Genomic DNA, 23,058 nt, shown 5'->3' on the forward strand with positions numbered 1-23,058 from the left:
ACGAACAAAAATCTATGTCGAGTCCGGCGTCTGCACATGACTACCCCGTCGCACGACGGTTACGAAGTTACCGTGACCGGCAGGGCAGCCTTCCGGTGGACTGCGTATCTGCGCACAGAACTGGATCGATACCGACAGCTGCGCGAACCGGAGCAACCGCAGCGCACCCCGTCCGGCCACGCCGAGGGCACCAGCTAGCAGTTGCCACGCCTCTTGAGATACCCTCGAAACCGGTCATGAGTGCCAGCGTCAAGCCCCGGCTTGCTGGCCGGCAACCCTCCATCCGCGGTGGGGTGCCCCGGGAGACGACCAGGTTGAGCAGCCGCACATGGGCTGCGAGGCAAGCGCGGGTCCGCCACACGGACCCGGATGACTGGGTGAGTGGAGGCTTCTATGTGTCGCTGTCCGTGATTCGCAGAGTTCGCGAACCCATTCGTCGTACCTAAAAACTCACAGGAGACACCCCTAACATGACCACTGAGGCCATCGACCCCACTGCGCACTGGAGCTTCGAGACGAAGCAGATCCACGCAGGTCAGAGCCCCGATAGCGCCACCAATGCCCGGGCGTTGCCGATCTACCAGACGACGTCGTACACGTTCCGCGACACCGACCACGCCGCCGCGCTGTTCGGGTTGGCCGAGCCGGGCAACATCTACACCCGCATCATGAACCCGACCACCGACGTGGTCGAGCAGCGCGTCGCCGCCCTCGAGGGCGGCGTGGCCGCGCTGTTCCTGTCGTCCGGGCAGGCCGCCGCGACCTTCGCGATCCTGAACATCGCCGGCGCCGGCGACCACATCGTGGCCTCGCCCCGGCTGTACGGCGGCACCTACAACCTGCTGCACTACACGCTGCCCAAGCTCGGGGTCGACGTCAGCTTCGTGGCAGACCCCGACGATCTGGACTCGTGGCGTGCCGCGGTCCAGCCGAACACCAAGGCGTTCTTCGGCGAGACCATCTCCAACCCGAAGATCGACATCCTCGACATCCCGGGTGTTTCGGCGGTGGCCCACGACAACGGCGTGCCGCTGATCGTCGACAACACCGTCGCCACCCCGTACCTGATCCAGCCGCTGGCCCACGGCGCCGACATCGTCGTGCACTCGGCCACCAAGTACCTGGGCGGACACGGCTCGGCGATCGCCGGCGTCATCGTCGACGGTGGCACCTTCGACTGGACCAACGGCAAGTTCCCCGGCTTCACCGAGCCGGACCCGAGCTACCACGGTGTGGTGTTCGCCGACCTGGGTGCGCCGGCCTACGCGCTCAAGGCGCGGGTGCAGCTGCTGCGCGATTTGGGCAGCGCCTTGGCACCCTTCAACGCCTTCCTCATCGCGCAGGGATTGGAAACGCTGTCGCTGCGCGTTGAACGCCATGTGTCCAACGCACAGAAGGTCGCCGAGTACCTGGAAGGCCGCCCAGACGTGCTCTCGGTGAACTATGCCGGGCTGCCGTCCTCTCCGTGGTACGAGCTGGGCCGCAAGCTGGCCCCCAAGGGCACCGGTGCGGTGCTGTCGTTCGAACTGACCGGCGGCGTCGAGGCAGGCAAGGCGTTCGTGAACGCGCTGACGCTGCACAGCCACGTCGCCAACATCGGTGACGTCCGGTCGCTCGTGATCCACCCAGCGTCGACCACGCACCAGCAGCTGACCGCCGAGGAGCAACTGGCCTCCGGGGTCACCCCGGGCCTGGTGCGCCTGGCTGTCGGCATCGAGGGCATCGAGGACATCCTCGCCGACCTGGAGCGGGGTTTCACTGCCGCCGGATCGGTGGGGGGTGCCGACCGAAAGGCGGCCTTGGTGTGACGATCATCGACGTGCCCGTGTCTGACATCTCCGCAGCGCCGCTGCTGCCCGCCGAAGGCGAGACCGGTGTGGTGAACATCGGCTCGCTGACGCTGGAGAGCGGCATCGTGCTGCCCGACGTGTCCATCGCGGTGCAGCGCTGGGGTGAGCTTTCCCCCACCGCCGACAACGTCGTGATGGTGTTGCACGCGCTGACCGGTGACTCCCACGTCACCGGTCCGGCCGGGCCCGACCATCCGACCGGAGGCTGGTGGGACGGCGTCGCCGGACCGGGTGCGCCGATCGACACCAACCGCTGGTGCGCCATCGCCACCAACGTGCTCGGCGGCTGCCGCGGCTCGACCGGTCCCAGCTCGCCCGCACCCGACGGAAAACCCTGGGGCTCACGCTTTCCCGCCATCACCGTCCGAGACCAGGTGAACGCCGACCTGGCGGCACTGGCCGCCCTGGGCATCACGCAGGTGGCCGCGGTCGTCGGCGGCTCGATGGGCGGTGCCCGCGCATTGGAATGGCTTGTGGGACATCCCGATACGGTGCGCGCCGGCCTCGTCCTGGCCGTCGGCGCCCGGGCCACCGCCGACCAGATCGGCACCCAGTGCGCACAGGTCGCCGCCATCAAGTCCGACCCGAATTGGGCCGGCGGCGACTACTACCGGACGGGCCGCACCCCGGACGACGGCATCCAGATCGCCCGCCGGTTCGCGCACCTGACCTACCGCGGCGAGAAAGAACTCGACGACCGGTTCCGCAACACCGCACAGAACCATGAAAACAGTTCTGCCAACGGCCTTTACGCGGTCGAGAGCTACCTCGAGTATCAGGGCCGCAAGCTGGCCGCGCGGTTCGACGCGGGCACCTATGTGGCGCTGACGGATGCGCTGAGCAGTCACGACGTCGGGCGCGGACGAGGTGGGGTCGCGGCGGCCCTGCGGTCTTGTCCGGTACCGGTGATCGTCGGGGGCATCACCTCTGACCGGCTGTATCCCATTCGGCTGCAGGAAGAGCTGGCCGCGTTGCTCCCGGGCTGCCCGGGTCTTGAGGTCATCGAGTCCGACTACGGCCACGACGGGTTCCTGGTCGAGACCGACAAGGTCGGTCTGCTCATCCGCCAGACGCTGGACTTGGCCTCCCGGTGACGGGCGAACGCTCGCTGTCCTTCGGGGAACAGGCTGCTGCCTACGAACGGGGACGTCCGTCGTACCCGCCGGAGTCCATCAACTGGCTGCTGCCCACCGGGGCCGTCGACGTGCTCGACCTCGGCGCCGGTACCGGCAAGCTGACCGTCCGACTGGCCGAACGCGGTCTGGCGGTCACTGCCGTCGATCCCATCCCCGAGATGCTGGAGGTGCTCAGCGGGTCATTGCCGTCGGTGCCCGCTCTGCTCGGCACGGCCGAGGAAATCCCGTTGCCCGACAACAGTGTCGACGCGGTCCTGGTCGCACAGGCCTGGCACTGGTTCGACCCGGAGCGGGCCGCCGCAGAGGTGGCGCGGGTGCTGCGGCCGGGCGGCCGGCTGGGTCTGGTGTGGAACATCCGCGATGAGCGGCTGGGCTGGGTCAAAGAACTGAACCGCATCATCGGCTGCGAACATGACCCATCCGCCGACTCGCTGTCCGACGCGTTCAGCGACATCGAGACCCACCGGTTCGAGTGGACGAGTTACCTTACGCCGCAAGCACTTCTGGACCTCGTCGCGTCCCGGAGCTACTGCATCACCTCACCCGCCGACGTGCGCCGACGGGTCCTGGGTGAAGTGCGAGAGCTCCTGAACACGCATCCGGCCCTGGCCAACAGCAACGGTCTGGCACTGCCGTACGTCACGCACTGCGTGCGAGCGACCCTGGCCTAGTCGACCGTGGCTCGCGCGCCGTGCACTCAGCCGCTGACGACCTCGGCAGGGCCGAACCAGCGCTGCAGCGCAGCCCGCAGGTGCTCCGCGTCGTCCGCGGCGAAAGTGTCTGCGGCCCAAGCGACATAGCCGTCGGGCCGGATCAGCATGGCAGCAGGACCGTCGGCCATGGCCGCGACCACCGTGTCCACTCGACGGTCCCACGGTGCGGCGACCTCGGCCGCCCCACCGCCGGCGAGGTCGAGTATCACGCCCCGACCACCGTGCAGCAGAGCGGTGAGACGACGTCCGTCGTCCAACTCCGTCTCCGGCACCATGTATCCGGTCAACCGGTGCGGAACGCCACCCATGTCGTAGCGAACGTCCGCGCCCGCCAGTAGTCCGGCCATGTGGGCCGTCGTATCGGGCAGCTCGAATAGTTCACCCAGGAGCGTGCGCAAGGCGCGTACCTCGGGCCCCGGCGCGGTGAGTGCGATCTGGGCCAGTGAGTGCATCATGACGCGCTCGCCGACCGGATAGCGCTCGGCCTCGTAGGTATCGAGCAATTCCGCAGGCGCCCAGCCATTGACGACGGCACCCAACTTCCAGCCCAGATTCAACGTGTCCTGCAGGCCGAGGTTCAGCCCCGGACCGCCCATCGCCGAATGCACATGTGCGGCATCACCGATGAGCAGGACCCGGCCGGAACGGTACGCGTCGGCCTGCCGGGTGTTCTGACCGTCGATGCGGCGCATCGCAAACGGACCAGGTCCGGTCGGCAGTTCGAACGGCACGTCGACCCCGAGCACACGACGCAGGCTCTGCCGGAGTTCGTCATACGTCAGCTCCTCCGGCGCGTCAGCAGGCAGCGACCCGAACTCGAGAGTGCCCAACATCGGCGGATCTCCGTGGGCCTCAAAGAAAATCACCATGCCAGTGTCATAACGGTTGTGCCCAAACGGAATTCGCCCGAACCCGGGCACCTCGAGCTCGCCGTTGGGAGCGCGGAACCGGTCAGGGATGTGCACGTGCGCCAACCGAGCCACCGTCGGCGACGTGTGCCCTGGGAAGCCGATACCCGACTGCTTACGGACAGCGCTACGGCCACCGTCGGCCCCCACCAGCCAATCTGCTTCCAGCGCATAGACGCCGTCGGGCCCGGCCACGTCAACAGTGACACCGTCAGGCCCGGCCGACAGCGCGGTCAGGGCGTGTCCCCATCGCACCTCGACCCCGAGCGCCTGCGCCCGCTCATACAGCAACTGAACCAGACGCGGCTGCTTCATCAGCACCGCCCTCATCGGATTGTCCTCGACGTCAACGAAGTTCAGCGGCAAGCCGGCGAACATCCAGCCGTAGGCGGGCTGCGGTGGGTTGGGGTCGCCCGTGAACGCCTGATAGAGGCCGCGCATGTCGAGCTGCCGGATCACCTGCCCGACAAGGCCGTTCGCCTTGGGCTCGTCGCCGGGTCCCGGCAACGCGTCGAGGACGACGGGTTTGATGCCGGCGAGGGCGAGTTCGCAGGCCATCATCAGGCCATTGGGTCCGGCGCCGGAGATCACGATGTCAGCGGGCATGGTCGCTCCTTCGTTCCGTTCTGTTCGGTTCCGGCAATCCGGCGACGACCGCGTCGAAACCCGCACGCATCAGGCCGGTGATGGCCACCGGCGGATCGGCGCTCGCGTAGGCCTCCATCGCAGCGTCCCCGACGGCGCGCACCACGGCCGCCACCAGACGCGGGTACATGTCATCAGGACCGAGGCCGGTTCGCTCGGCAATGGCCGATACCCAGTCTTCGTAGAGATCGTGCGGCACCGCGTTACGAACCTCGGTTCGCATCAGGAGCTTTCGTACCTCGACAAGTTCGCGGCGGTCCGCGACAACGTCGGCACCGGTGATGTCCGCCATCTCCGCCTCGAGCGTGCCGGTCACCGCCTCGACGATCGATGTCCACAGCGGTTCATCGGCCGGCCGCGACCGAAACACCGCGACGCTGCGCCGCATCCGCTCAGCGATGCGGTAGGCCAGCGCCTCGTACTTGCCGGTGAAATAGTTGTTGAACGTCCGCAACGACACTCCGGCCAGCGCAGCGATCTCCTCGCGGGTGACGGTGTCCAGTCCACCACGGTCGAAGGCCAACTGCAGCGCCGCGTCGCTGAGCGCCCGGCGGGTGTCGAGCTTCTTCCGTTCGCGCAGACCCGATTCGGCTGATTCAGGCATGCCGCCACCGTACAGAGAATTTTGCACACCAGGCAAGTTTGCCCATTATGCAACTTTCAGCCCGACTGAATGACTTAAGTCATTGACTCCAGTCAGTAACCGGGGTACTACTTGAGCCACCATGACCCGCACCACAGGCAAACCATCCCTGCGCGAAGCCAAACGCCTGGAGACCCGGCAGCGCGTGCTCGATGCCGCGATCACCGAGTTCAAGCGCGCCGGCATGGCAGATGCCGACGTCGGAGCCATCATCAGCGCCGCCGGTGTCGCACACGGCACGTTCTACTTCCACTTCCCCACAAAGGAACACGTGCTGTTCGAACTCGAGCGCCAGGCCGAGGAATCGGCCGGCCGCGAGCTCGCCAAGTTCCTGCAGCAGCCCCACACGCTCGAAGCGGCGCTGACCGAAGTGGTCCGAGTCATCGTGGCCGTGGAGCAACGGCTCGGTCGGCTGCTGTTCAAAGACGTTCTGGCACTGCATTTTTCATCGAACCGCCCGCTGGACGACGAATGGACCGATCACCGGGTCATCGTGCTGGTGGTCCAGGAGATCGAACGAGCGCGCCAGGCCGGCGAAGCGGATGCGGACGTCGACCCCTTCCACAGCGCGGTGTACTTCCTGCTCAGTCTCTATGCCCTGCTCACCACGAGCCGCGGCGCGGACCAGATCCGCACCGCCCTGCTGGACAACTTCGTCAACACCGCGCTGCGAGGTATCGCAGCCCGATAACCGGAGGAGACACCATGTGGCAAGAGATAGCGCGTCTCGCCATCGCATGGGGCGCCATGGCCGCCCTCATCGCGTTCTGGTACTGGATGTTCTCGAACATCGGCACCTTCTGAGCCGGCCGGTCCGCACAGTGTCCCAGTCGATTACAGCCGCAGAACTCGAGCGAGCGTGCGCGGTGACCGCGGTGGCGCTGTCCGAGCGACGGCGGGCCGGGGTACGGCTGATCTCAGGCGAGCAGCGCCGCTTCGGGCTGAGTTCAAGCCGGACGGTCGTCCACGTCCCGTACCCGGCGCCCGTATCCGACTGGTCGTTGCGGACCTACACCTGTGGAGTCGCCCTGCAGTGCGCGCCGTCGAAAGATCGGATCGCGCCGTACCCGCTGCACCGGTTGTCGGAGCGCGAACTCGGTGCGCTCCGCCAGGTCGAGGGCGGTGTCGCGCTCGGCTGGGTGGCGGCGCGCTGGCCCGGCCTGCTCCCCGAGGCCCGTCGGGTGCTGCCCGGTCTGGAACCGGCCGACCCGGATCTCGATGCCGGCGAAATACTCAGTCGAACAAACACATTGGTGCGATCCGGTGCTCGATTGGCGGATTACCCGGTGCTGGGATCCCTGCCGCTGAGCACGGCCGTCACCCGAACCCTCGCGAGCTCGATCCGGCGGACCCTCGGGCGCATGCCGTGGTCCTCGTCCCGCTCGGACACCCAACGCCTGATGTCGATCCCGGTCGGCGGCGAAGGCGGGGTACGCAACGCCAACCTGCCGCCGGCCAGCCGCCCGGAAGACGACGACGTGGATATCCGGACGGATCAGCGCGTGGGAATCCCCTACCCCGAATGGAATTCGTGGCGCGGACAGTTCCTGCCCGACCACGTCGCGGTCCTGGAACGCCGGCAGACCCGGCACAACCGCCGTACTGGCGCAGCACCAGACATCCGCCGGTGGTTCGACGAACCCACCCACCGCACGATGACCAACCGGCTCGAGGACGGCGGCGACCTGGACATCGATGCCTACGTCGCCTCCTATGCGGACGGCCGGGCGGGGTCACAGCACGAGCCCAAGGTGTTCCGCGACCTGATGCCCAGCGCGCGCGACACTGTCACCGCCGTACTGCTGGATGGCAGCTCGTCGTTGGGTGTGCACCAGGGTCGGGTATTCGACCTCGAATTGACGTGCGCGGACGCACTTTCCCGGGCCATGACGGCCGCCCGCGAGCGGCACGGCATCTTTGTCTTCACCGGCAACACCCGACACCGAGTCGAGGTCCGCTGCCTGAAAGACTTCGGCGACAACCACTTTGCCCTGCCCAGCAAGTCCGGCCTCGCCACGGGCGGCTACACCCGGCTCGGCGCACCGGTGCGGCACCTGACCACTCGCCTGCTGAATCAGCCCGCGGGGCGTCGCCTCCTCATCGTGATCGGCGACGGCCTGATCTCCGATGAAGGCTACGAGGGTCGGTACGCCTGGGCCGACGTGGCACACGCAGTCGGTGAGGCCGACGAGGCGGGCGTCGGCGTCTATTACCTGGGTCTGGGTCCGGTCCGGGTGGATCCGCTGCCCGAGGTTTTCGGCGCCCGGCGGTCCCAACGGATCAGTCGCATCGAAGAGCTACCCCGCGTGCTGGCGCACGTGCACCGAGAGTTGGTATCCGCATGAGTGACTGGGCCGCAACCGATTGGCCGTACCTGCCGGCCGGCAATGAGGTGACCACGTTCACCCACGCGTACCACCGCCGGCTACCGGTCATGCTGACCGGGCCGACAGGATGCGGCAAGACGCGCTTCGTCGAGCACATGGGCAACCTGCTGGGGCGCCCCGTGGTGACCATCAGCTGTCACGACGATCTGACGAGCTCCGATCTGGTCGGCCGGTTCGTCGTCGCCGGTGGCGACGTCCTCTGGACCGACGGTCCGTTGACCCGGGCCGTCAAGGACGGCGCCATCTGCTACCTCGACGAAGTGGTGGAGGCGCGTCACGATTCCCTCGCGATCCTGCACTCACTCACCGATCACCGTCGCACCTTGTTTTTGGACCGCGCCGGCGAGGTGGTGCCGGCACCTGATTCTTTCCTACTGGTCTGCTCGTATAACCCGGCCTACCGGCATTCACTCAAGGACCTCAAGCCCTCGTTCCGGCAGCGATTCGTCACCATCGCAATGGACTACCTGACACCCGACCGCGAGGCCCTGGTCCTGGTCGGTGAGACCGGCGTCGACACCGCCACGGCGCAGCGACTCGTGCAGTGCGCCAACAGTATTCGCCGGGCAGACGATGTCTTGCACTTCGAGCCGCCGTCGACCCGGGTGCTGGTCACCGCCGCGCACCTGGTGGCAGCGGGGGCCGACGAGATGTCCGCTGCCGAAGCCGCCGTGCTGGCTCCGCTGAGCAGTGACGGCGCCATCGGCGACGGTCTGCGCGAGATCGCGGCGGCATGCCTGCAGCCGGCGGCCATCCGATGAGCACGAATATCCCTGCGAGAAAAGGAGTTCCACGGTTATGAACGAGCAAGATCGCAAACGCAAACGGGCACTGATCGTGTTCCAGCTGTTCGCCTACGGCTGGCTGCTGGCGATGTTCCTGATCCAGCTGCACATGTCGATCGTCCGGGGCTGGTGGTCGCTGTGAGTGCGACCACGGTGCCGACGGTCAGCTTTGACCAGCACCACGACGAATCCCGGTTGGCGCAACGACAGGCGGACCGCTGGCTGATCACCGGCACCCTGTTGATGGGGTCGATGTTCATCGGCTTCATCGGGCTGCCGTTCTTCCTGCGGGGCGTCTGGCTGCAGCGGCGGGCGCAGAAGGCCGGCTTGTCGGTGCGGCCGATCATCGTGACGCTCATCGGCTATCTGGTGATTCTCGATGCCGCGCTCAACAGCATCGGCTGGTCGCTGGATCTACTGGCCAACCACACCTTGCTGAACCGCACCATCATCACGGCATGGGGCAACATGTTCGACGCCGGGTACTTCTGGCACTACAACGAATTGTGGATCGGCGGCGCGGGCGCACCGGGCGAAAAGGCCTGGGAGGTGGCGCTGATCCTGACGGTGTTCACCATGCGCATTGCCGCCGGCATCGCGTTCCTGCAGATGAAGCGGTGGGGCCACCAGTGGCTCATCATCACCTGCTGGTTCGGCATCGTCATCTGGATCGGCTACACGTTCAACATGACGATGTTCGCCGACATCCGTTATGCCGGAGTGGTTTTCCCGGTCGTCGGCTGGTGGCTGTACGACATCTTCTACATCACGCCATTCCTGGCCATCCCGTATCTGCACACCGTCAATCGCGAAATCTTCAGCGACTAAAGGACATCGAATGAGCATCACCGACACCGAGTCACCCGAGGCGGACGACAACCTGCCGGTGGGCACCACACCGGTTTACGCCAACATGCACAAGTGGCTCAAGCGCGGCCTTTTCGTGTGTCTGTTCGGCCTCGTCATCGAAGGGTCGTTCACCATGCCGGCACTGGCCGTCTGGTACGGCTGGCCGACACTGTCGTTCAGAGAGATCTGCAGCGAGCTGATGAAAGTGCGCTACTCCGACGACACGCTGGAATGCAAATTTCCCTACGACTTTTCGGGTGCACCGTTCGGCGGACCGCCGGAAGCCGCCGGCCAGCACACCGCCAAGGACACCTGGGGCGTGCAGCCGGTGCCGCACTACCACCGCCTGGGCTTCCGGGAATTGGTGGCGATCCACGACGAGCGGTTGGCCCGCGCCGGCGGCCACTGACGATACGGGCGCGCGACGCATCGCTCATCGGGCCTATTGCAGCTAGCAGGTACGCCGTTTTCAGGCCAGCACCGGCGACATCCCGGTTGGTGACGACGACGATGAGAATCGGAAGCGAACCGCATCACAGCGAAAAACAGGGAGCCAGAATGACAATCACATTGCGCCGCACCGCGGCACTGATCTGTGCCGGAGCCGTTGCGTTCGGAATAGCCGGAGCACCAGCGGCCGTGGCCGGCGTCTCGGCGGACGGCACCCAAGCTACCCATGTGCTGGCGGCCGGCCAGATCAGTTCGGACGGCGACCACACAGACGCACCAGGTCCGCCGACATACTCACCCTTCGCGCGGCACGGCGACGTTGGCTGAAACCCGCTGTCGGGCCGGGTGATCTCGGCGTGACTTTGTATCGCGGCGCGTGACGAGGCGCGCCGAAATCGCCAGGGAGACTAGGCGGTACCCAGCGGATTGATGGTCCACGCGACATACAACATGACGGCACTGACGGACGCCGTCGTCGCGACATCGATGATGCGGCTGCGCACCACGAGCAGGCCGGCACGGTCATCGGTCAACAACAGCCGCATGGCGGCGGCGATGCCGACACCGATCGCCATCACCAGCGCGCCGCGGCGCCAGTAGCCGCCGATCACCAGCGCGAAAGCGACCACGAAGAACACGCCCACCGACAGGATCGGCCATTGACCGGCGAATACCTTGCGGGCGAATTCCTTTGCGGTCAAGACAGTTTCGCCTCTTCCGCCTCGACCACGTTGGCCAGCAGGAAAGCGCGGGTCAGAGGTCCGACGCCACCAGGGTTGGGCGACACGTGGCCGGCCACCTCCCACACATCGGGGTGAACGTCGCCGGCGAGCTTGCCGTCGACGCGACTGACACCCACGTCGACGACGGCCGCGCCCGGCTTGACCATGTCGGCAGTCAGCATGTGCGGAACGCCGACCGCGGCGATGATGATGTCGGCCTGCCGGGTCAGCGTCGGGAGATCACGAGTTCCGGTGTGACACAACGTCACTGTCGCGTTCTCCGAACGCCGCGTGAGGAGCAGACCCATCGGCCGGCCGACGGTGACACCGCGCCCGATCACCACGACGTGCGCGCCGGCGATCGGCACCTCGAACCGACGCAGCAGATGCACGATGCCGCGCGGCGTGCACGGCAGCGGCGCGGGCTCGTTCAGCACCAACCGGCCCAAGTTGGTCGGGTGCAGACCGTCGGCATCCTTGTCGGGGTCGATACGCTCCAGCGCGGCGTTCTCGTCGAGGTGCTTGGGCAGGGGCAGCTGCACGATGTAGCCGGTGCACTCCGGGTTCGCGTTCAGCTCGTCGATGACGGCGTTCAGCTCGGCCTGACTGATATCGGCGGGCAGGTCCCGGCGGATCGAGTTGATACCGACCTTCGCGCAGTCGGCATGCTTGCCGCGCACGTAGGCGTGCGAGCCCGGGTCGTCGCCGACCAGCACGGTGCCCAGACCCGGTGTCCGGCCGGCAGCGGCCAGCGCCGCCACCCGCTTCGTCAGGTCGGTGAAGATCTCGTCGCGTGTGGCCTTGCCGTCCAGCGTGATTGCACCCACGGCGACCATTGTGTCAGGCCCACAGGAACTGCCGTTGACACCACCCAGCATGGCGTGGGTCAGCTGCGTCGGTGAACACACCGCCCAATGTGTTCACCGATGCCTTCCCCCGCCGAACCGGCCGGGCCGTCACGCGCCGGGTTGCAGGGCGCGCACGACGTACGCGGCGAGATTCTCGGCGAACGCCGCATCGACCTTTTCGAAGGCGAGCAGGTTGCGGAAATGGATGGGCGCGATGAGTAGCTCCATCGCCATCCGCGCGTCGGTGCCCGGCGGCACTTCGCCGCGATCGATGGCCCTGCTGACCATCACTTTGGTCCTGTTGTAGCGGGTTTCCCAGAAGGATCGTCGCGCCTCGTTGACGTCGTCGGATTCGGTGACCAGCGACATCGCCTGCAGCAGCCCACGGCCCAGCGGTGCATTGAGGTAGTCGACGAGCTCGAGCGCGAACGCGGTGAGGTCGCCGAGCAGCGTACCGGTGTCGGGCACCGGCAGCGTCGCCTCGCTCGCAGCCAGCAGCGCATCCAGAACGAGATTCTCGCGAGTTCCCCAGCGCCGGTAGATGGAGCTGTCGCGAACGCCGGAGCGCCGGCTGACCTCGGGGATACCGACCTTGTCGACGCCGCACTCGATCACGACATCGAACACCGCTTGGTGGACGGCTTCACGGACCCGAGCCGCCCGCCCACCCGGCCGGCGCCGCGGCGCCGTGTCTTCGTCAGCGATCACCCGCACAGTTTAAAGCAGAAGTTCTTGCTTTTATGTCATTGCCCTACCTACCCTCGCTAAAGCAGATAAATCTGCAACCAAGCACTGGAGAAAGGCTCACCATGGCGCCGTCGACGGAACTGGCAAGGCGGGCATTCGTCACCGCATGCGCGGTCACCCGCACCACCGAACGCGCCGCCCACCGCTTCGGCGTCGCCCCGTTTCTGCCCAGGCTGCATGCCGACCGGATCACCCATCTGGGCGGGATTCCCGAAGCGGAATTCGCCAGGCAGCTTGCCGACTGCCGGTCCTTCGAAGACGCGCGCTGGACCGGCCACTGGCAGAGGTACGCCGGAGAACATCTGGCCCGCGCCGACGAGGCACTCGCACGCCTTGGCGCGCCGTCGACCGCCCAATTGCTCGACGAGACCGCTACTCCCGACATCGCAACGCTGGGGCAAACCCTGGCTCCCGCGGTGACGCTCCTCGCCGATCGGGGCACCGTCGCCGATCCCGCGGCAGTGGCGCGGTTCTGCGCCGCACACCCGGAGTCAGCTGACCCGGCGCATGCCCTCGACGGCCTGATCAAGGCGATGGTCTACGAACTCGCGGCCGCGTGGCCGGGTTGGAGTCCACTACGCCTGCAGGCGTACGGACGGTCGCGCAAGCTGGGTGAAGTTCTGCTCACCGCGCTGGCCCCCGCCATGGACCTGACCATAGAAACAGTCCAGATTCCGGTCAGCGGACCCGACATCGTCCGCGGCTACCTGGTGTTCCCCACGGGATCCGGGCCGGTGCCGACCGTGCTGGTGACGAACGGCTTGGAAGGCACGCTGGAAGAGGTGCTGTTCCCGCTCTTGGCTCAGCGTGACAGCGGCTTTGGCACGTTCACGATGGAGATGCCCGGCACCTATTCATACGCGGACGTCATGTCACCGAGCAGTGAGTCGGTGTATTCGGAAGTCATCGACCACCTGACGAAGCACCCGCGAGTGGACGCCGATCGGATCGGGATGATGGGTTTCAGCTTCGGCGGCTACTGGTCAACCCGCATGGCGGCCACCGATCCCCGGTTGAAGGTGGCGGTCTCCAACGGCGCGCTGACCGATCGCAGCTTCAGGGTGTCCGGCTCCTTCGGCACACCGGAAATCATCGTGTCCACGTTGCGCAGCACCATCGGCGCGGCAAGCATGGCCGACATGGCGCGCAAGTTGGCGAAATATTCGCTCGCACAGCATTATCGGAAGATCAACATCCCGCTACTGGTCGTCAATGGGTCACACGACACCTTGATCAGCACCCAGGACTCCATCGACCTCGCCATCGGCGCCCCGCAGGGCCAACTGGTGCTCTACGACGGCGACGACCACTGCGCCATGGGCCATTCCGAGCAGTGGTCGGAACTCTCGACGCGATTCCTGCGCGAGCATCTACTGGCCGGCGACACCGTCGAGGCGGTTCTCCGGTGACTGATTCGACGCCGTTCCTGCCCCGTATGCGCCGGACACTCAACCGCGCCGAAGGCTGTATCGACGTCCATCTCGACTCCGGCGACGGCTGGCGCGCATCGGATGAATCGACCAGCACCACCGGTGTCTTCCCGATTCCACAGGCATTCACCACCGAGTTCGAACTGGCTCGCTACGAGCAGCTCGGACTGGCCGACGGAACCACAGTGCTACCCATCTGCCCGGCGTCATTCCGCGACTTCATGCTCTACGAGAAGCATGCCGTCGATGCCGCCCGCGGGATGGCAAAACGGTTCGTGCCCGCCGGCTACCGACTCGGCCGAATCTACGAGGCGTTGACCCGCCAGGTCTTTCCCCCGTTCGCGCCGCATTCGCTGTGGTACCGCCAGCCGATCTACTACATGTCCAATGCGCTGACGATCGTGCCGTCCGGCGTCCCGATCAGCGCGCCGTCGTACAGCCACGCATTGGACTTCGAGCTCGAACTCGGCGTGGTGCTCGGCGCACCGCTGCGCGATGCCACCGTCGAACAAGCGACCGCCGCGATCGCCGCGGTCGTGGTCGTCAACGATTTCTCGGCGCGTGATGTCCAATTGCCGGAAATGCGTTCGGGATTCGGCCCGCAGAAATCGAAACACTTCGTCACATCGATGTCGTCGACCGCAGTCGCGGGCGCTGCGGTGCGCGACCGGCTCGACCGGTTGACGGCCAACGTCGTCATCAACGGGACCACGGTGTCAAAAACCGGCACGCGCGGCATGCAGCACTCGATCGCAGCGGCGATCGCGCATGCCTCACGCAGTGAGCAGCTGTGGCCCGGCGAGTTGTTCTCGAGCGGAACACTTCCCGGCGGCAGCGGGATGGAGCTGGGCCGGTGGCTGGCTCCGGGCGACGAGCTGCGTCTGGAAATCGAGGGCATCGGCGTCATCGAGCACCGGATCGAGCCGTGAAGATGGACCAGGTATCCGACTCCGTCTACGTCGTGGCCGGCCGGCCCCCTGGCGCCCGGACACGGACAGCCGGTCCATGCAGACCCGAAAAGCAGCTGGGCACAGTCGTAATGCTCGCCGTCGACACCGCACGCAGACCGTGCCTGTCCAGTGAGGTCCCAGGAAAGGCCACAGATACCGATAGAGTTGCCTTCGATGACTGGACCAGCCGCACTGCCAGCGCTCACCGTTCGCCATGACGCCGCCACGCGTACGTTCGCCCCGGGAAACGACGTCGTCGTCGGACGCGATCTACGCGCCGACTTCCGAGTCGCACACCCGCTGATCTCGCGGGCGCACCTGATGCTGCGCTTCGATCACGGCCGCTGGGTCGCGGTCGACAACGGCAGCCTCAACGGCATGTACGTCAACGGGCAGCGTGTCCCTGCCGCCGATCTGCACAACGGATCGGCGCTGAACATCGGTAACCCCGATGGCCCGCTGCTGACCTTCGAGGTCGGCCAGCACCTGGGCCCGGCCGGCACGCCGCCGACGACGTCCATGCCCGTCACCCCGGCGCCGACGACCAACCACCGGCCCAGCGCCACCTGGCCCAGCCAGCAGCCGTACACCCCGCCGTCCGCGGCGCAGCAGCGCTACCCGAGCGGGCCGCAGACCTTCAGCCCGTCGGGTCCGCAGCCGCAGTACCCGAGTGGGCCGCAGCCGCAGTACGGCCAGCCGCAGCAGCCGCGCTATCCGACCGCACCCCAGCAGTACGCGCCGCCGTCCGCACCGGTGTCCCGACCGGCGCCGGCGCGGGTCGCCCCTGCTCCTGAAGAGTCGAGCTCGCCGGCCACACAATTCGGGCCGACTGCCGTCCCGCGTGGCGGCGAGAACAACCTCGGCACGACGATGCTCAAGATCCTGCGGCCCGGCCGCAACGCCGAGGTACCGGCCGGAGCCATCAAGATCGGTCGCGGTACCGACAACGACATCGTCATCCCCGACGTCCTGGCATCGCGGCACCACGCGACCTTGATTCCATCTGCGGCCGGCGGCGCCCAGATCATCGACAACCGCAGCATCAACGGCACCTTCGTCAACGGCCAGCGGGTCGACGAGGCGCAGCTCCGGGACGGCGACACCGTCACCATCGGTAACGTCGACCTCGTCTACAGCGGCGGCACCCTCGCTCGCCGCACGGTCACCACCGCCGACACCCGCACCGGCGGTCTCGAGGTCCACGGGTTGACGTGGACCATCGAGGGCAACAAGACCCTGCTGAACAACATCTCGCTGGACGCCCGCCCCGGCACGCTGACGGCGGTGATCGGCCCGTCGGGTGCCGGTAAGTCGACCTTCTCCAAGCAGATTGCCGGCCTGACGCACCCGACCAGCGGCACCGTCACTTTCGAGGGTCACGACATCCACGCCGAGTACGCCTCGCTGCGGTCCCGAATCGGCATGGTGCCGCAGGACGACGTGGTCCACGGCGATTTGACCGTCCGGCAGGCCCTGATGTACGCCGCCGAGCTGCGGCTGCCGCCGGACACCACGAAGGAGGACCGCGAGCAGGTCGTCATGCAGGTGCTCGAAGAGCTCGAGATGACGAAGCACCTCGATACCCGGGTGGAGAAGCTTTCCGGCGGCCAGCGCAAGCGTGCTTCGGTGGCTCTCGAGCTGCTGACCGGGCCGTCGTTGCTGATCCTGGATGAGCCGACATCAGGCCTGGACCCCGCGCTGGACCGCCAGGTGATGACGATGCTGCGAGACCTGGCGGACGCCGGTCGTGTGGTTCTGGTGGTCACGCACTCACTGACCTACCTGGACGTCTGCGATCAGGTGCTGCTGTTGGCACCTGGCGGTATGACGGCATTCTGCGGCCCGCCGAGCCAGATCGGTCCGGAACTGGGCACCACCAACTGGGCCGACATCTTCTCGTCGGTGGCCGGAGATCCGCAGGCGGCCCACCAACAATTCCTGGAACGCTCCGGCCCGACGCCGCCGCAGCCACCCGCGGCAACACCGGCTGATCTGGGTGAGCCGGCGAAAACTTCACTGCTGCGGCAGTTCTCCACCATCGCCCGGCGACAGGTGCGGCTGGTCGTGGCCGACCGCGCCTACACCGCGTTCCTGCTGTTCTTGCCGTTCATCATGGGTGTGCTGTCCCTTTCGGTGCCCGGTGGCGGCCCGAACAAGTCCGGTGTGGGCTTCGGTAAACCACTCGCGGCCGGCCCACCTGATTTCGGCGCCGCTCCGAGCGAACCGGGCCAGATCCTGGTGATGATGAACGTCGGCGCCATCTTCATGGGCACCGCGCTGACCATTCGCGCCCTGATCGGCGAGCGGGCGATCTTCCGTCGCGAACAGGCCGTCGGCCTCTCGACCACCGCATACCTGGCGGCCAAGGTTGCGGTCTTCACCGCATTCGCGATCATCCAGTCCTCGATCGTCGTGGCCATCACGATCATCGGCAAAGGCTGGGGTCCGGGCGCGGTCACCAATGGTGCGGTGATCCCCGGCCGCAGCCTCGAGATGTTCGTCGATATCTCGATGACGTGTGTGGCCGCGGCCATGACCGGTCTGGCGTTGTCCGGTTTGGCCAAATCCGCCGAGCAGATCATGCCGTTGCTCGTCGTGGCGGTGATGAGCCAGTTGGTGTTCTCCGGCGGCTTGATTCCGGTCACCGGCCGGGTGGTTCTCGATCAGCTGTCCTGGCTCACCCCGGCACGGTGGGGCTTCGCGTCGTCGGCGTCGACCATCGATCTGACCAGATTGGTGCCCGAGCCGGTGCTGCCCAATGACAAGTTCTGGCATCACACCACCGGCTCCTGGTGGACCGATATCGGCGCCTTGCTGCTGCTCTCGGCGTGCTATCTCGGCTTCGTGCGCTGGCGGATCCGTCTCAAAGCTGACTGACGTGGCCTGGCCGAAACTGGGCTACGCCACCGTCTCGGGTTTGATGGCCGCCGGGTCTGCCGTGGGCAGCGTGAGTTGCATGTTCGATACGTTCACAATGCCCAGCGAGCCAATGTTTTCGTAGTCGGCGGCGTTCGCGACCAGTTGCAACGTCAGCGTCTGTCCGGGGCGAAGCGTTTGTGCGACGTCTTCCAGTGCAACGGTGATCGTGTGTGTCTGCCCATCCAATGTCACGGGGATGGGCGTGACCTGGTTGCCCAGCACGAGACCTGTTGAGTTGTCGACCAGTTGGCCGTACACGTGACTGGCGATCCCGGTGCCGGAATAGGTGAGCGTCAGCTGCGGTGCGCCGACAACGTAGGTGGTGGTCGTGCTTGCGGGAATCCTGAGATTCAGAGCGTTGAGCGCCGGGCCACCGCCGATCGGCAATACCCCGAGCAGCGCCGAGCCGCCGATGAACGGGACCAGCGGCAGCTGGCCACCGCTGCTCGACGCGATGATCGGGGTGCCCGTCGGAATCGGATAGACGTCCGACGAGTAGTACTGGCCGTGTTGGTCGACGAATTCGAACTTCGGCCCCGTCGACACCGCGGTGTCACCCTTTACGTACCGGTCGAGCCACTGCAGGGTTCGCTGCTCGATCAGCCTGCCGTCGGTGGGGTCGAGAAGGTCATTGGTACATACCCCATGCCCACCGCAGAACCAGATGACCTTCGTTGGAACACCGTCGGCGATAAGCGTTTTCGCATTGGCATCGGCCTCCTGCAAGGTGAACAGCGTGTCGACCGTGCCCTGGACCAACATGGTCGGCGCCGTGATCTTGCTGACCAAATCGCCAGGGCCACGGTCGGCGAGCAGCGCTTGGTCGCTCGGGGTGATCATGCCCGTCAGGTCGCCGTAGATGGCGGCCGGCAGCAGGGCGGGGTTGGTGCGCGCAAAGGTACCGAGTAGAGCGACCTCGAGCAGCGTTCCCCAGCCGCTCTTGAACGCGTCGTTCTTGTATAGCGCGGTGTTCAGGCTGTGCCACGCAATGGTCGGCACGATCGCGTCGATCCGGGGATCGGTCGCGGCGGCCACCAGTTGAATGCCGCCACCATAGGATGCACCGACCATGCCGATCCGCGGATCAAGAAGTGCCGGGTCGCCGTCGAGCTGGACATCGGGCCGGGTCGCCAACCAGGTGATGATCGAGGAAACGTCTTTGGCCTCGAAATCAGGAGAGTCCACCTGCAGAACCCCGCCCGACTGCCACTCACCGCGCGGGTCCCACGTCACGACGTTATAGCCGGCATTGCGCAGAGCCAGGACGCCGACCGCGCCAAGGTTGTCGGTGAGCACTCCGTCGAGAAAGGTGCCGTTGATGTTCGTCGCGCCCGGCATCCCCAATCCCGGGCCGTCAAGAATCGTCGGCGCCGTCTGCCCGGCCTGAAGTCCGGCGGCGGGCATGAAGTGGACATAAATCTTGGTGCCGTCGAACGACGTCACCATCACGTCGGTCGGCATCGGGGTGCCGACCGGTAGCCCCTGCTGTAGCGGGTACCCGATGATCGGATGGAGAACGTCGCTGATGATCGGAATCTGACTGATCAGCGCGACCACCGGCGTCACGAACAGCGGTCCGATGATAGGTATCTGCTGCAATGGCGCCAGCAGCGGCGTCTGCACGGTAGCGACGACACGCGCATGTGTCACCGGGTCGATCACACCCGGAGCAACAGCAGCCGTGGGCGCGAAAGTCTCTTTACTGGTGGCCGCGAGCATGGTCCACGCCAGCGTCGAATCTGCCGGTGCGGCGGGGTTGCTGCCGGCGAAAGGACTCGCGAGCGAGCCGGCCACGTGTGAGACGGCGGTGGCAACAACCGCTACCGAACCGGGAGAAGCCGAGATGGTCGACGACGCGGACGTCCGCGCGACGGTCGTCACGGCCGTGATCTGACTTGTGCTCGCTGCCGGTGTCGGTGACGTCGTCGGCTGGGGCGTTGTCTGGGTGGTCGATGTGCGGGCGACGGCGGTCAGCGCTGTGGGTGTGGGCCGGGTCAACGGGATTGTCGTCGGCGTCGTGACGGGTGCCGGTGACGTGACCATGGCGACCGGCGTCGACGGCGACACAGATGCCGATGCCACCGACTTGTGGTTGTCACGCGATTTCGCACTGAAAGACGTTGCTACCGAGGGTTTTTCCAGTTCCTTAGCTACGCGGTTGCCGCCTGGTGCCGACGTACCTCCGGCCGTAGCCGGCGTGTTCTGCGACGACGAGCCGGAGGGCGGTGAGCTCTTCGCTCCTGCCGAACTCTCCCCGGATTTCGGTGGCTGGTCGGCCCACGCCACGCCCCCGCCCGAGAGCACTGCCGCGCCAATCCCCAATGCCGCTGCCAACCCGCCGATCCGCCCGATGCTCCCCGCTGCACCCATGGGTATATTCCTACCCCCGCCTCGGGGCACGCGGAAGAGTCCGCACCACCGCATATCCTCATCGCGTTGTGATCGCGAAGCGGCTTCACAGCAGGCGCTGCGCACGTCTCCTATCGGAATGCAGTTTCGGCTACGAGGACGACAAGTCCAGGCCGTGGGCGACCGCGTAGGCGATGGCCTGGTCGACGTCGATGCGGGCGCCGCGCACGCCTGCGGTGGTCCAGAACGTCGCGTCGGTCCGGGCCGCGCGCAGATCTGCCTGCTCGAACTTCGCGTTCTGCACCCGCGCGCCGCGCAGGTCGGCGGCGCGCAGCACCGCCTTGCGCAAGTCGGTACCGACCAGCGAGGCCTCGGCCAGCCGGCAGTCGGTGAGGTCAACGGAACGCAGGTCGCAGCCGGCCAGCACGGCCAGGCGCAGGTCGACCTCGACCATGGTGATGGGCCGCAGCGAGCACTCGGTGAATGTCGACCCGAGCAAAGTGCAGTGCCGGAAGGTGCTGTGCGCCAGCTGGGTCCGACGGAAGGTGCAGTTCCGGAACGCCGAGCCGGAATGCTCGGACTCGGTCAGGTCGACACCGCTGAAGTCACAGTCGGTGAACACCACGCGCTCGGTGCGCAGCCGACTCAGGTCGGCGTCGTATTCGTCGCGAAAGACGACTCCCGTGAATTCTGTGTCCTGCCAGTGCTCGTCGGAATCCGTCACGGCTTCGTACGATAGCCCGATGGCCGAGCAGGCACGCCCCACTGACCATCTATCGAGACGTGATTTCCTCACAGTGACCGCTGCCGGATTGGCGGCCGCATTGACCACCCCGATTGCCTTGGCCGACAACGGCAAACTGATCGACTTCGCCGAACGGCAGGTGCCCGTGGACCAGGTCGTCGCCGCGGGCTATACCGGGGTCATCGTCTACGTCTCCGAGCTACGTCCGGGCGCCACCTTCGACTTCAAGCCCGTCGCCCGCAGCTACACCGACGCGCTGCGCGCCGCAGGTCTGCACGTCGTCAGCGTCTACCAGTACGGCAAGCCCGGCTGGGTGAACAGCCCCTCGGACTTCACCCGCGGCTTCGACGGCGGCGTGGCCGACGCCCGCACCGCGATGAGCTTGCATGGCGCAGCCGGTGGACCGGACACCGCGCCGATCTTCTTCAGCGTCGACGAGGACATCTCTGCCGACACGTGGAAAAACGTTGCGCTGCAATGGTTCAAAGGCATCAACTCAGTACTCGGGGTTCAGCGCACCGGAATCTACGGCGGCGCCCGGCAGGTCACCTGGGCGTCCGACGACGGCGTCATCGGCCGGTCCAGTACGCCCGGACACAGTTGGGCCTGGCAGACACGAGCCTGGTCCGGCGGCGCCCGCGCGCCGATGGCGGTGCTCTATCAGGCGACAGTGGTGACGGCTTCCGACCCGGGCACCATGATCGGCGACATCCACGTCGATGAGGACGACATCCTGGCGCCTGACTACGGCCAGTGGGATCTGGCTCGCCAGCAGTCCGGTTGATCCTTCATCCACGGCGCAAATGTGCGAGTGGCGTGCACCCCAGGTGCAGGCTCAGCGCATGTCTGGCCATCTCTCGCGTTGACCGTGTAGCCACGGCGGACTTGTTCGAGTGCCGTGCGCCGTCATGTGAGGATGGACGAAGGTGGCCCGCTGAAGTGGCGTTGACCCTGCACTCACGCGAGTTTGTACGAGTAGCCGGGTACTCCGGTCCCGCGACGACAGTGACTGCCGGGGCCCGCGTTAGGCGGGCGCACCCAGACTGGTCAGCGCGTATTCGGTGACGGTGATGAGCGCATCGCGCGCCGATTGCCGCTGCCGCGCATCGACGGTGACGACCGGGATGTGGTCGGGCAGCGCCAGCGCCTTACGGACGGCGTGGCCGGGATGCCTTGGCGCGCCGTCGAATTCGTTGACGGCGATGATGAACGGCAGGCCCCGCGCCTCGAAGAAGTCGACGGCGGCGAAGCTGTCCTCCAGTCGGCGCACGTCGACCAGGATGACCGCCCCGATGGCGCCGCGCACCAGGTCGTCCCACATGAACCAGAACCGCCGCTGCCCGGGCGTGCCGAACAGGTAGAGCACCAGGTCGTCGGCGAGGGTGATGCGGCCGAAGTCCATGGCCACCGTCGTGGTGTTCTTGTCGGGAGTGCCGGCGAGCGCGTCGACCCCGGCCGACGCATTGGTGACGATGGCCTCGGTCCGCAACGGCATGATCTCGGAGACCGCGCCGACGAACGTCGTCTTACCGGCACCGAACCCACCCGAGATGACGATCTTCGTCGACGCGGGGGCGTGCCGATTAGAGAGCCCGTAGGCCACGCAGTGTCCTCCCGATCAAGTCACGCCGGTCGTCGATGCTCGTCGTTGTGCCGAGCGTGGCGTGTACTTGAAGATAACCCTGCGTGACGAGGTCGCCGATCAGCACACGCGCAACACCGAGTGGTATTGCTAACTTTGCCGCGACCTCGGCCACCGAGGGCCGGGTGGAACCGAGCTTGAAAATCTCGCCACGCACATCATTGCCGGGCCAATGCGATGCCGGGGCGGCCGCCAACGGGTAGATCGGCGCCTCCATGGGCAGATCGATCTCGGTGGCGGTCCGGCCTGCGGTCAGCGTGTAGGGCCGCACCAGGCTGGGTTGCTCCGTGGTGAACGCGGACTCCCAGGCGTCAGATGTCGGCTCCATATTCGATCGCCC

General features: G+C 66.5%; 24 protein-coding genes and 1 riboswitch. Of the genes, 15 read left to right on the forward strand and 9 right to left on the reverse strand.

The features are described from left to right. The first annotated feature begins 72 nt into the window (after positions 1-72). From G6N59_RS31545 to G6N59_RS09245, 4 genes are all read left to right on the forward strand, one after another. On the forward strand, positions 73-198 hold the full coding sequence (locus G6N59_RS31545) for a hypothetical protein (protein WP_268815819.1): 126 nt from the start codon (positions 73-75) through the stop codon (positions 196-198). Positions 199-232: 34 nt separating this feature from the next. Continuing rightward, positions 233-353: riboswitch (SAM riboswitch) on the forward strand. A gap of 117 nt (positions 354-470) precedes the next feature. Beyond that, the gene (locus G6N59_RS09235) at positions 471-1,808 is read left to right on the forward strand and encodes a bifunctional o-acetylhomoserine/o-acetylserine sulfhydrylase (protein ID WP_138231885.1); all 1,338 of its coding nucleotides are present in this window, start codon (positions 471-473) and stop codon (positions 1,806-1,808) included. Next, on the forward strand, positions 1,805-2,944 hold the full coding sequence (gene metX / locus G6N59_RS09240) for a homoserine O-acetyltransferase MetX (RefSeq protein WP_138231886.1): 1,140 nt from the start codon (positions 1,805-1,807) through the stop codon (positions 2,942-2,944). The genes G6N59_RS09235 and metX overlap by 4 nt, the downstream gene beginning before the upstream one ends. After that, positions 2,941-3,657, forward strand: a complete 717-nt coding sequence (locus G6N59_RS09245; protein WP_138231887.1) for a class I SAM-dependent methyltransferase — start codon at positions 2,941-2,943, stop codon at positions 3,655-3,657. Before metX ends, G6N59_RS09245 begins: the two co-directional genes overlap by 4 nt. 26 nt (positions 3,658-3,683) lie before the next feature. Here G6N59_RS09245 and G6N59_RS09250 read toward each other — a convergent pair whose 3' ends face one another. After that, positions 3,684-5,213, reverse strand: a complete 1,530-nt coding sequence (locus G6N59_RS09250; RefSeq protein ID WP_138231888.1) for an FAD-dependent monooxygenase — start codon at positions 5,211-5,213, stop codon at positions 3,684-3,686. Beyond that, a complete protein-coding gene (locus G6N59_RS09255; RefSeq protein WP_138231889.1) occupies positions 5,203-5,856 on the reverse strand; it encodes a TetR/AcrR family transcriptional regulator in 654 nt (217 codons plus the stop codon). The genes G6N59_RS09250 and G6N59_RS09255 overlap by 11 nt, the downstream gene beginning before the upstream one ends. A 121-nt stretch (positions 5,857-5,977) precedes the next feature. Between G6N59_RS09255 and G6N59_RS09260 the strand changes: the two genes are divergently transcribed. The 7 genes from G6N59_RS09260 (at position 5,978) to G6N59_RS09285 (ending at position 10,693) form a co-directional block, all read left to right on the forward strand. Beyond that, positions 5,978-6,586, forward strand: coding sequence for a TetR/AcrR family transcriptional regulator (locus G6N59_RS09260; RefSeq protein ID WP_138231890.1), 609 nt, complete (start codon positions 5,978-5,980; stop codon positions 6,584-6,586). Between the two features lie 130 nt (positions 6,587-6,716). Next, a complete protein-coding gene (locus G6N59_RS09265; protein WP_138231891.1) occupies positions 6,717-8,240 on the forward strand; it encodes a nitric oxide reductase activation protein NorD in 1,524 nt (507 codons plus the stop codon). Continuing rightward, positions 8,237-9,043, forward strand: a complete 807-nt coding sequence (locus tag G6N59_RS09270; RefSeq protein ID WP_138231892.1) for a CbbQ/NirQ/NorQ/GpvN family protein — start codon at positions 8,237-8,239, stop codon at positions 9,041-9,043. Before G6N59_RS09265 ends, G6N59_RS09270 begins: the two co-directional genes overlap by 4 nt. A gap of 37 nt (positions 9,044-9,080) precedes the next feature. Beyond that, positions 9,081-9,209: a hypothetical protein gene (locus G6N59_RS31550; protein ID WP_256370088.1), complete on the forward strand. Its 129-nt coding sequence runs from the start codon at positions 9,081-9,083 to the stop codon at positions 9,207-9,209. Then, positions 9,206-9,895 carry a hypothetical protein gene (locus tag G6N59_RS09275; RefSeq protein WP_234884351.1) on the forward strand — a complete coding sequence of 230 codons (690 nt, stop codon included), beginning with the start codon at positions 9,206-9,208 and terminating at the stop codon, positions 9,893-9,895. The genes G6N59_RS31550 and G6N59_RS09275 overlap by 4 nt, the downstream gene beginning before the upstream one ends. A 10-nt stretch (positions 9,896-9,905) precedes the next feature. Then, positions 9,906-10,325: a hypothetical protein gene (locus tag G6N59_RS09280; RefSeq protein WP_138231894.1), complete on the forward strand. Its 420-nt coding sequence runs from the start codon at positions 9,906-9,908 to the stop codon at positions 10,323-10,325. 149 nt (positions 10,326-10,474) lie between these two features. Next, positions 10,475-10,693: a hypothetical protein gene (locus tag G6N59_RS09285; protein WP_138231895.1), complete on the forward strand. Its 219-nt coding sequence runs from the start codon at positions 10,475-10,477 to the stop codon at positions 10,691-10,693. 80 nt (positions 10,694-10,773) lie between these two features. Here the strand turns inward: G6N59_RS09285 and G6N59_RS09290 are convergent, their stop codons facing one another. The 3 genes from G6N59_RS09290 to G6N59_RS09300 form a co-directional block, all read right to left on the reverse strand. Beyond that, entirely contained in the window at positions 10,774-11,067 is a 294-nt protein-coding gene (locus G6N59_RS09290; RefSeq protein ID WP_043397716.1) for a DUF3017 domain-containing protein, read from the reverse strand. Continuing rightward, positions 11,064-11,915 (reverse strand): bifunctional methylenetetrahydrofolate dehydrogenase/methenyltetrahydrofolate cyclohydrolase, encoded by an 852-nt coding sequence (locus G6N59_RS09295; RefSeq protein ID WP_138231896.1) that lies wholly within the window; start codon positions 11,913-11,915, stop codon positions 11,064-11,066. Before G6N59_RS09295 ends, G6N59_RS09290 begins: the two co-directional genes overlap by 4 nt. A 129-nt stretch (positions 11,916-12,044) precedes the next feature. Further along, on the reverse strand, positions 12,045-12,644 hold the full coding sequence (locus G6N59_RS09300; RefSeq protein ID WP_234884352.1) for a TetR-like C-terminal domain-containing protein: 600 nt from the start codon (positions 12,642-12,644) through the stop codon (positions 12,045-12,047). A gap of 101 nt (positions 12,645-12,745) precedes the next feature. On the opposite strand from G6N59_RS09300, the gene G6N59_RS09305 reads away from it, so the two are divergent. The 3 genes from G6N59_RS09305 to G6N59_RS09315 all read left to right on the forward strand — a co-directional run bounded on the left by G6N59_RS09305 (position 12,746) and on the right by G6N59_RS09315 (position 17,940). Then, positions 12,746-14,092 carry an alpha/beta hydrolase family protein gene (locus G6N59_RS09305; RefSeq protein ID WP_138231897.1) on the forward strand — a complete coding sequence of 449 codons (1,347 nt, stop codon included), beginning with the start codon at positions 12,746-12,748 and terminating at the stop codon, positions 14,090-14,092. Then, a complete protein-coding gene (locus G6N59_RS09310; RefSeq protein WP_234884353.1) occupies positions 14,089-15,042 on the forward strand; it encodes a fumarylacetoacetate hydrolase family protein in 954 nt (317 codons plus the stop codon). Before G6N59_RS09305 ends, G6N59_RS09310 begins: the two co-directional genes overlap by 4 nt. Positions 15,043-15,237: 195 nt before the next feature. Next, complete coding sequence (locus G6N59_RS09315) at positions 15,238-17,940, forward strand: FHA domain-containing protein (RefSeq protein WP_138231898.1); 2,703 nt, start codon at positions 15,238-15,240, stop codon at positions 17,938-17,940. Positions 17,941-17,961: 21 nt separating this feature from the next. On the opposite strand, the gene G6N59_RS09320 is transcribed toward G6N59_RS09315, so the two are convergent. Continuing rightward, entirely contained in the window at positions 17,962-20,064 is a 2,103-nt protein-coding gene (locus G6N59_RS09320; protein WP_234884354.1) for a S15 peptidase family protein, read from the reverse strand. Positions 20,065-20,482: 418 nt separating this feature from the next. Continuing rightward, the gene (locus G6N59_RS09325) at positions 20,483-21,055 is read right to left on the reverse strand and encodes a pentapeptide repeat-containing protein (RefSeq protein WP_138231899.1); all 573 of its coding nucleotides are present in this window, start codon (positions 21,053-21,055) and stop codon (positions 20,483-20,485) included. 19 nt (positions 21,056-21,074) lie between these two features. Here G6N59_RS09325 and G6N59_RS09330 point away from each other — a divergent pair, with 19 nt between their 5' ends. Beyond that, entirely contained in the window at positions 21,075-21,860 is a 786-nt protein-coding gene (locus G6N59_RS09330) for a DUF1906 domain-containing protein (protein ID WP_138231900.1), read from the forward strand. A gap of 240 nt (positions 21,861-22,100) precedes the next feature. Here the strand turns inward: G6N59_RS09330 and G6N59_RS09335 are convergent, their stop codons facing one another. Beyond that, positions 22,101-22,679 carry a GTP-binding protein gene (locus G6N59_RS09335; protein ID WP_138231901.1) on the reverse strand — a complete coding sequence of 193 codons (579 nt, stop codon included), beginning with the start codon at positions 22,677-22,679 and terminating at the stop codon, positions 22,101-22,103. Further along, positions 22,660-23,046, reverse strand: a complete 387-nt coding sequence (locus G6N59_RS09340; protein WP_138231902.1) for a DUF742 domain-containing protein — start codon at positions 23,044-23,046, stop codon at positions 22,660-22,662. The genes G6N59_RS09335 and G6N59_RS09340 overlap by 20 nt, the downstream gene beginning before the upstream one ends. Positions 23,047-23,058 lie beyond the last annotated feature (12 nt).

The sequence above is a fragment of the Mycolicibacterium aubagnense genome, assembly GCF_010730955.1.
GTDB classification, from domain to species: Bacteria; Actinomycetota; Actinomycetes; order Mycobacteriales; family Mycobacteriaceae; genus Mycobacterium; species Mycobacterium aubagnense.

Bases quoted from the DNA above. Each gene is read 5' to 3' on its own strand.
- G6N59_RS09235 (WP_138231885.1), top strand. From the start codon at position 471: ATGACCACTGAGGCCATCGACCCCACTGCGCACTGGAGCTTCGAGACG.
- G6N59_RS09250 (WP_138231888.1), bottom strand. From the start codon at position 5,213: ATGCCCGCTGACATCGTGATCTCCGGCGCCGGACCCAATGGCCTGATG.
- G6N59_RS09255 (WP_138231889.1), bottom strand. From the start codon at position 5,856: ATGCCTGAATCAGCCGAATCGGGTCTGCGCGAACGGAAGAAGCTCGAC.
- G6N59_RS09260 (WP_138231890.1), top strand. From the start codon at position 5,978: ATGACCCGCACCACAGGCAAACCATCCCTGCGCGAAGCCAAACGCCTG.
- G6N59_RS09270 (WP_138231892.1), top strand. From the start codon at position 8,237: ATGAGTGACTGGGCCGCAACCGATTGGCCGTACCTGCCGGCCGGCAAT.
- G6N59_RS31550 (WP_256370088.1), top strand. From the start codon at position 9,081: ATGAACGAGCAAGATCGCAAACGCAAACGGGCACTGATCGTGTTCCAG.
- G6N59_RS09280 (WP_138231894.1), top strand. From the start codon at position 9,906: ATGAGCATCACCGACACCGAGTCACCCGAGGCGGACGACAACCTGCCG.
- G6N59_RS09285 (WP_138231895.1), top strand. From the start codon at position 10,475: ATGACAATCACATTGCGCCGCACCGCGGCACTGATCTGTGCCGGAGCC.
- G6N59_RS09305 (WP_138231897.1), top strand. From the start codon at position 12,746: ATGGCGCCGTCGACGGAACTGGCAAGGCGGGCATTCGTCACCGCATGC.
- G6N59_RS09315 (WP_138231898.1), top strand. From the start codon at position 15,238: ATGACTGGACCAGCCGCACTGCCAGCGCTCACCGTTCGCCATGACGCC.
- G6N59_RS09330 (WP_138231900.1), top strand. From the start codon at position 21,075: ATGGCCGAGCAGGCACGCCCCACTGACCATCTATCGAGACGTGATTTC.
- G6N59_RS09340 (WP_138231902.1), bottom strand. From the start codon at position 23,046: ATGGAGCCGACATCTGACGCCTGGGAGTCCGCGTTCACCACGGAGCAA.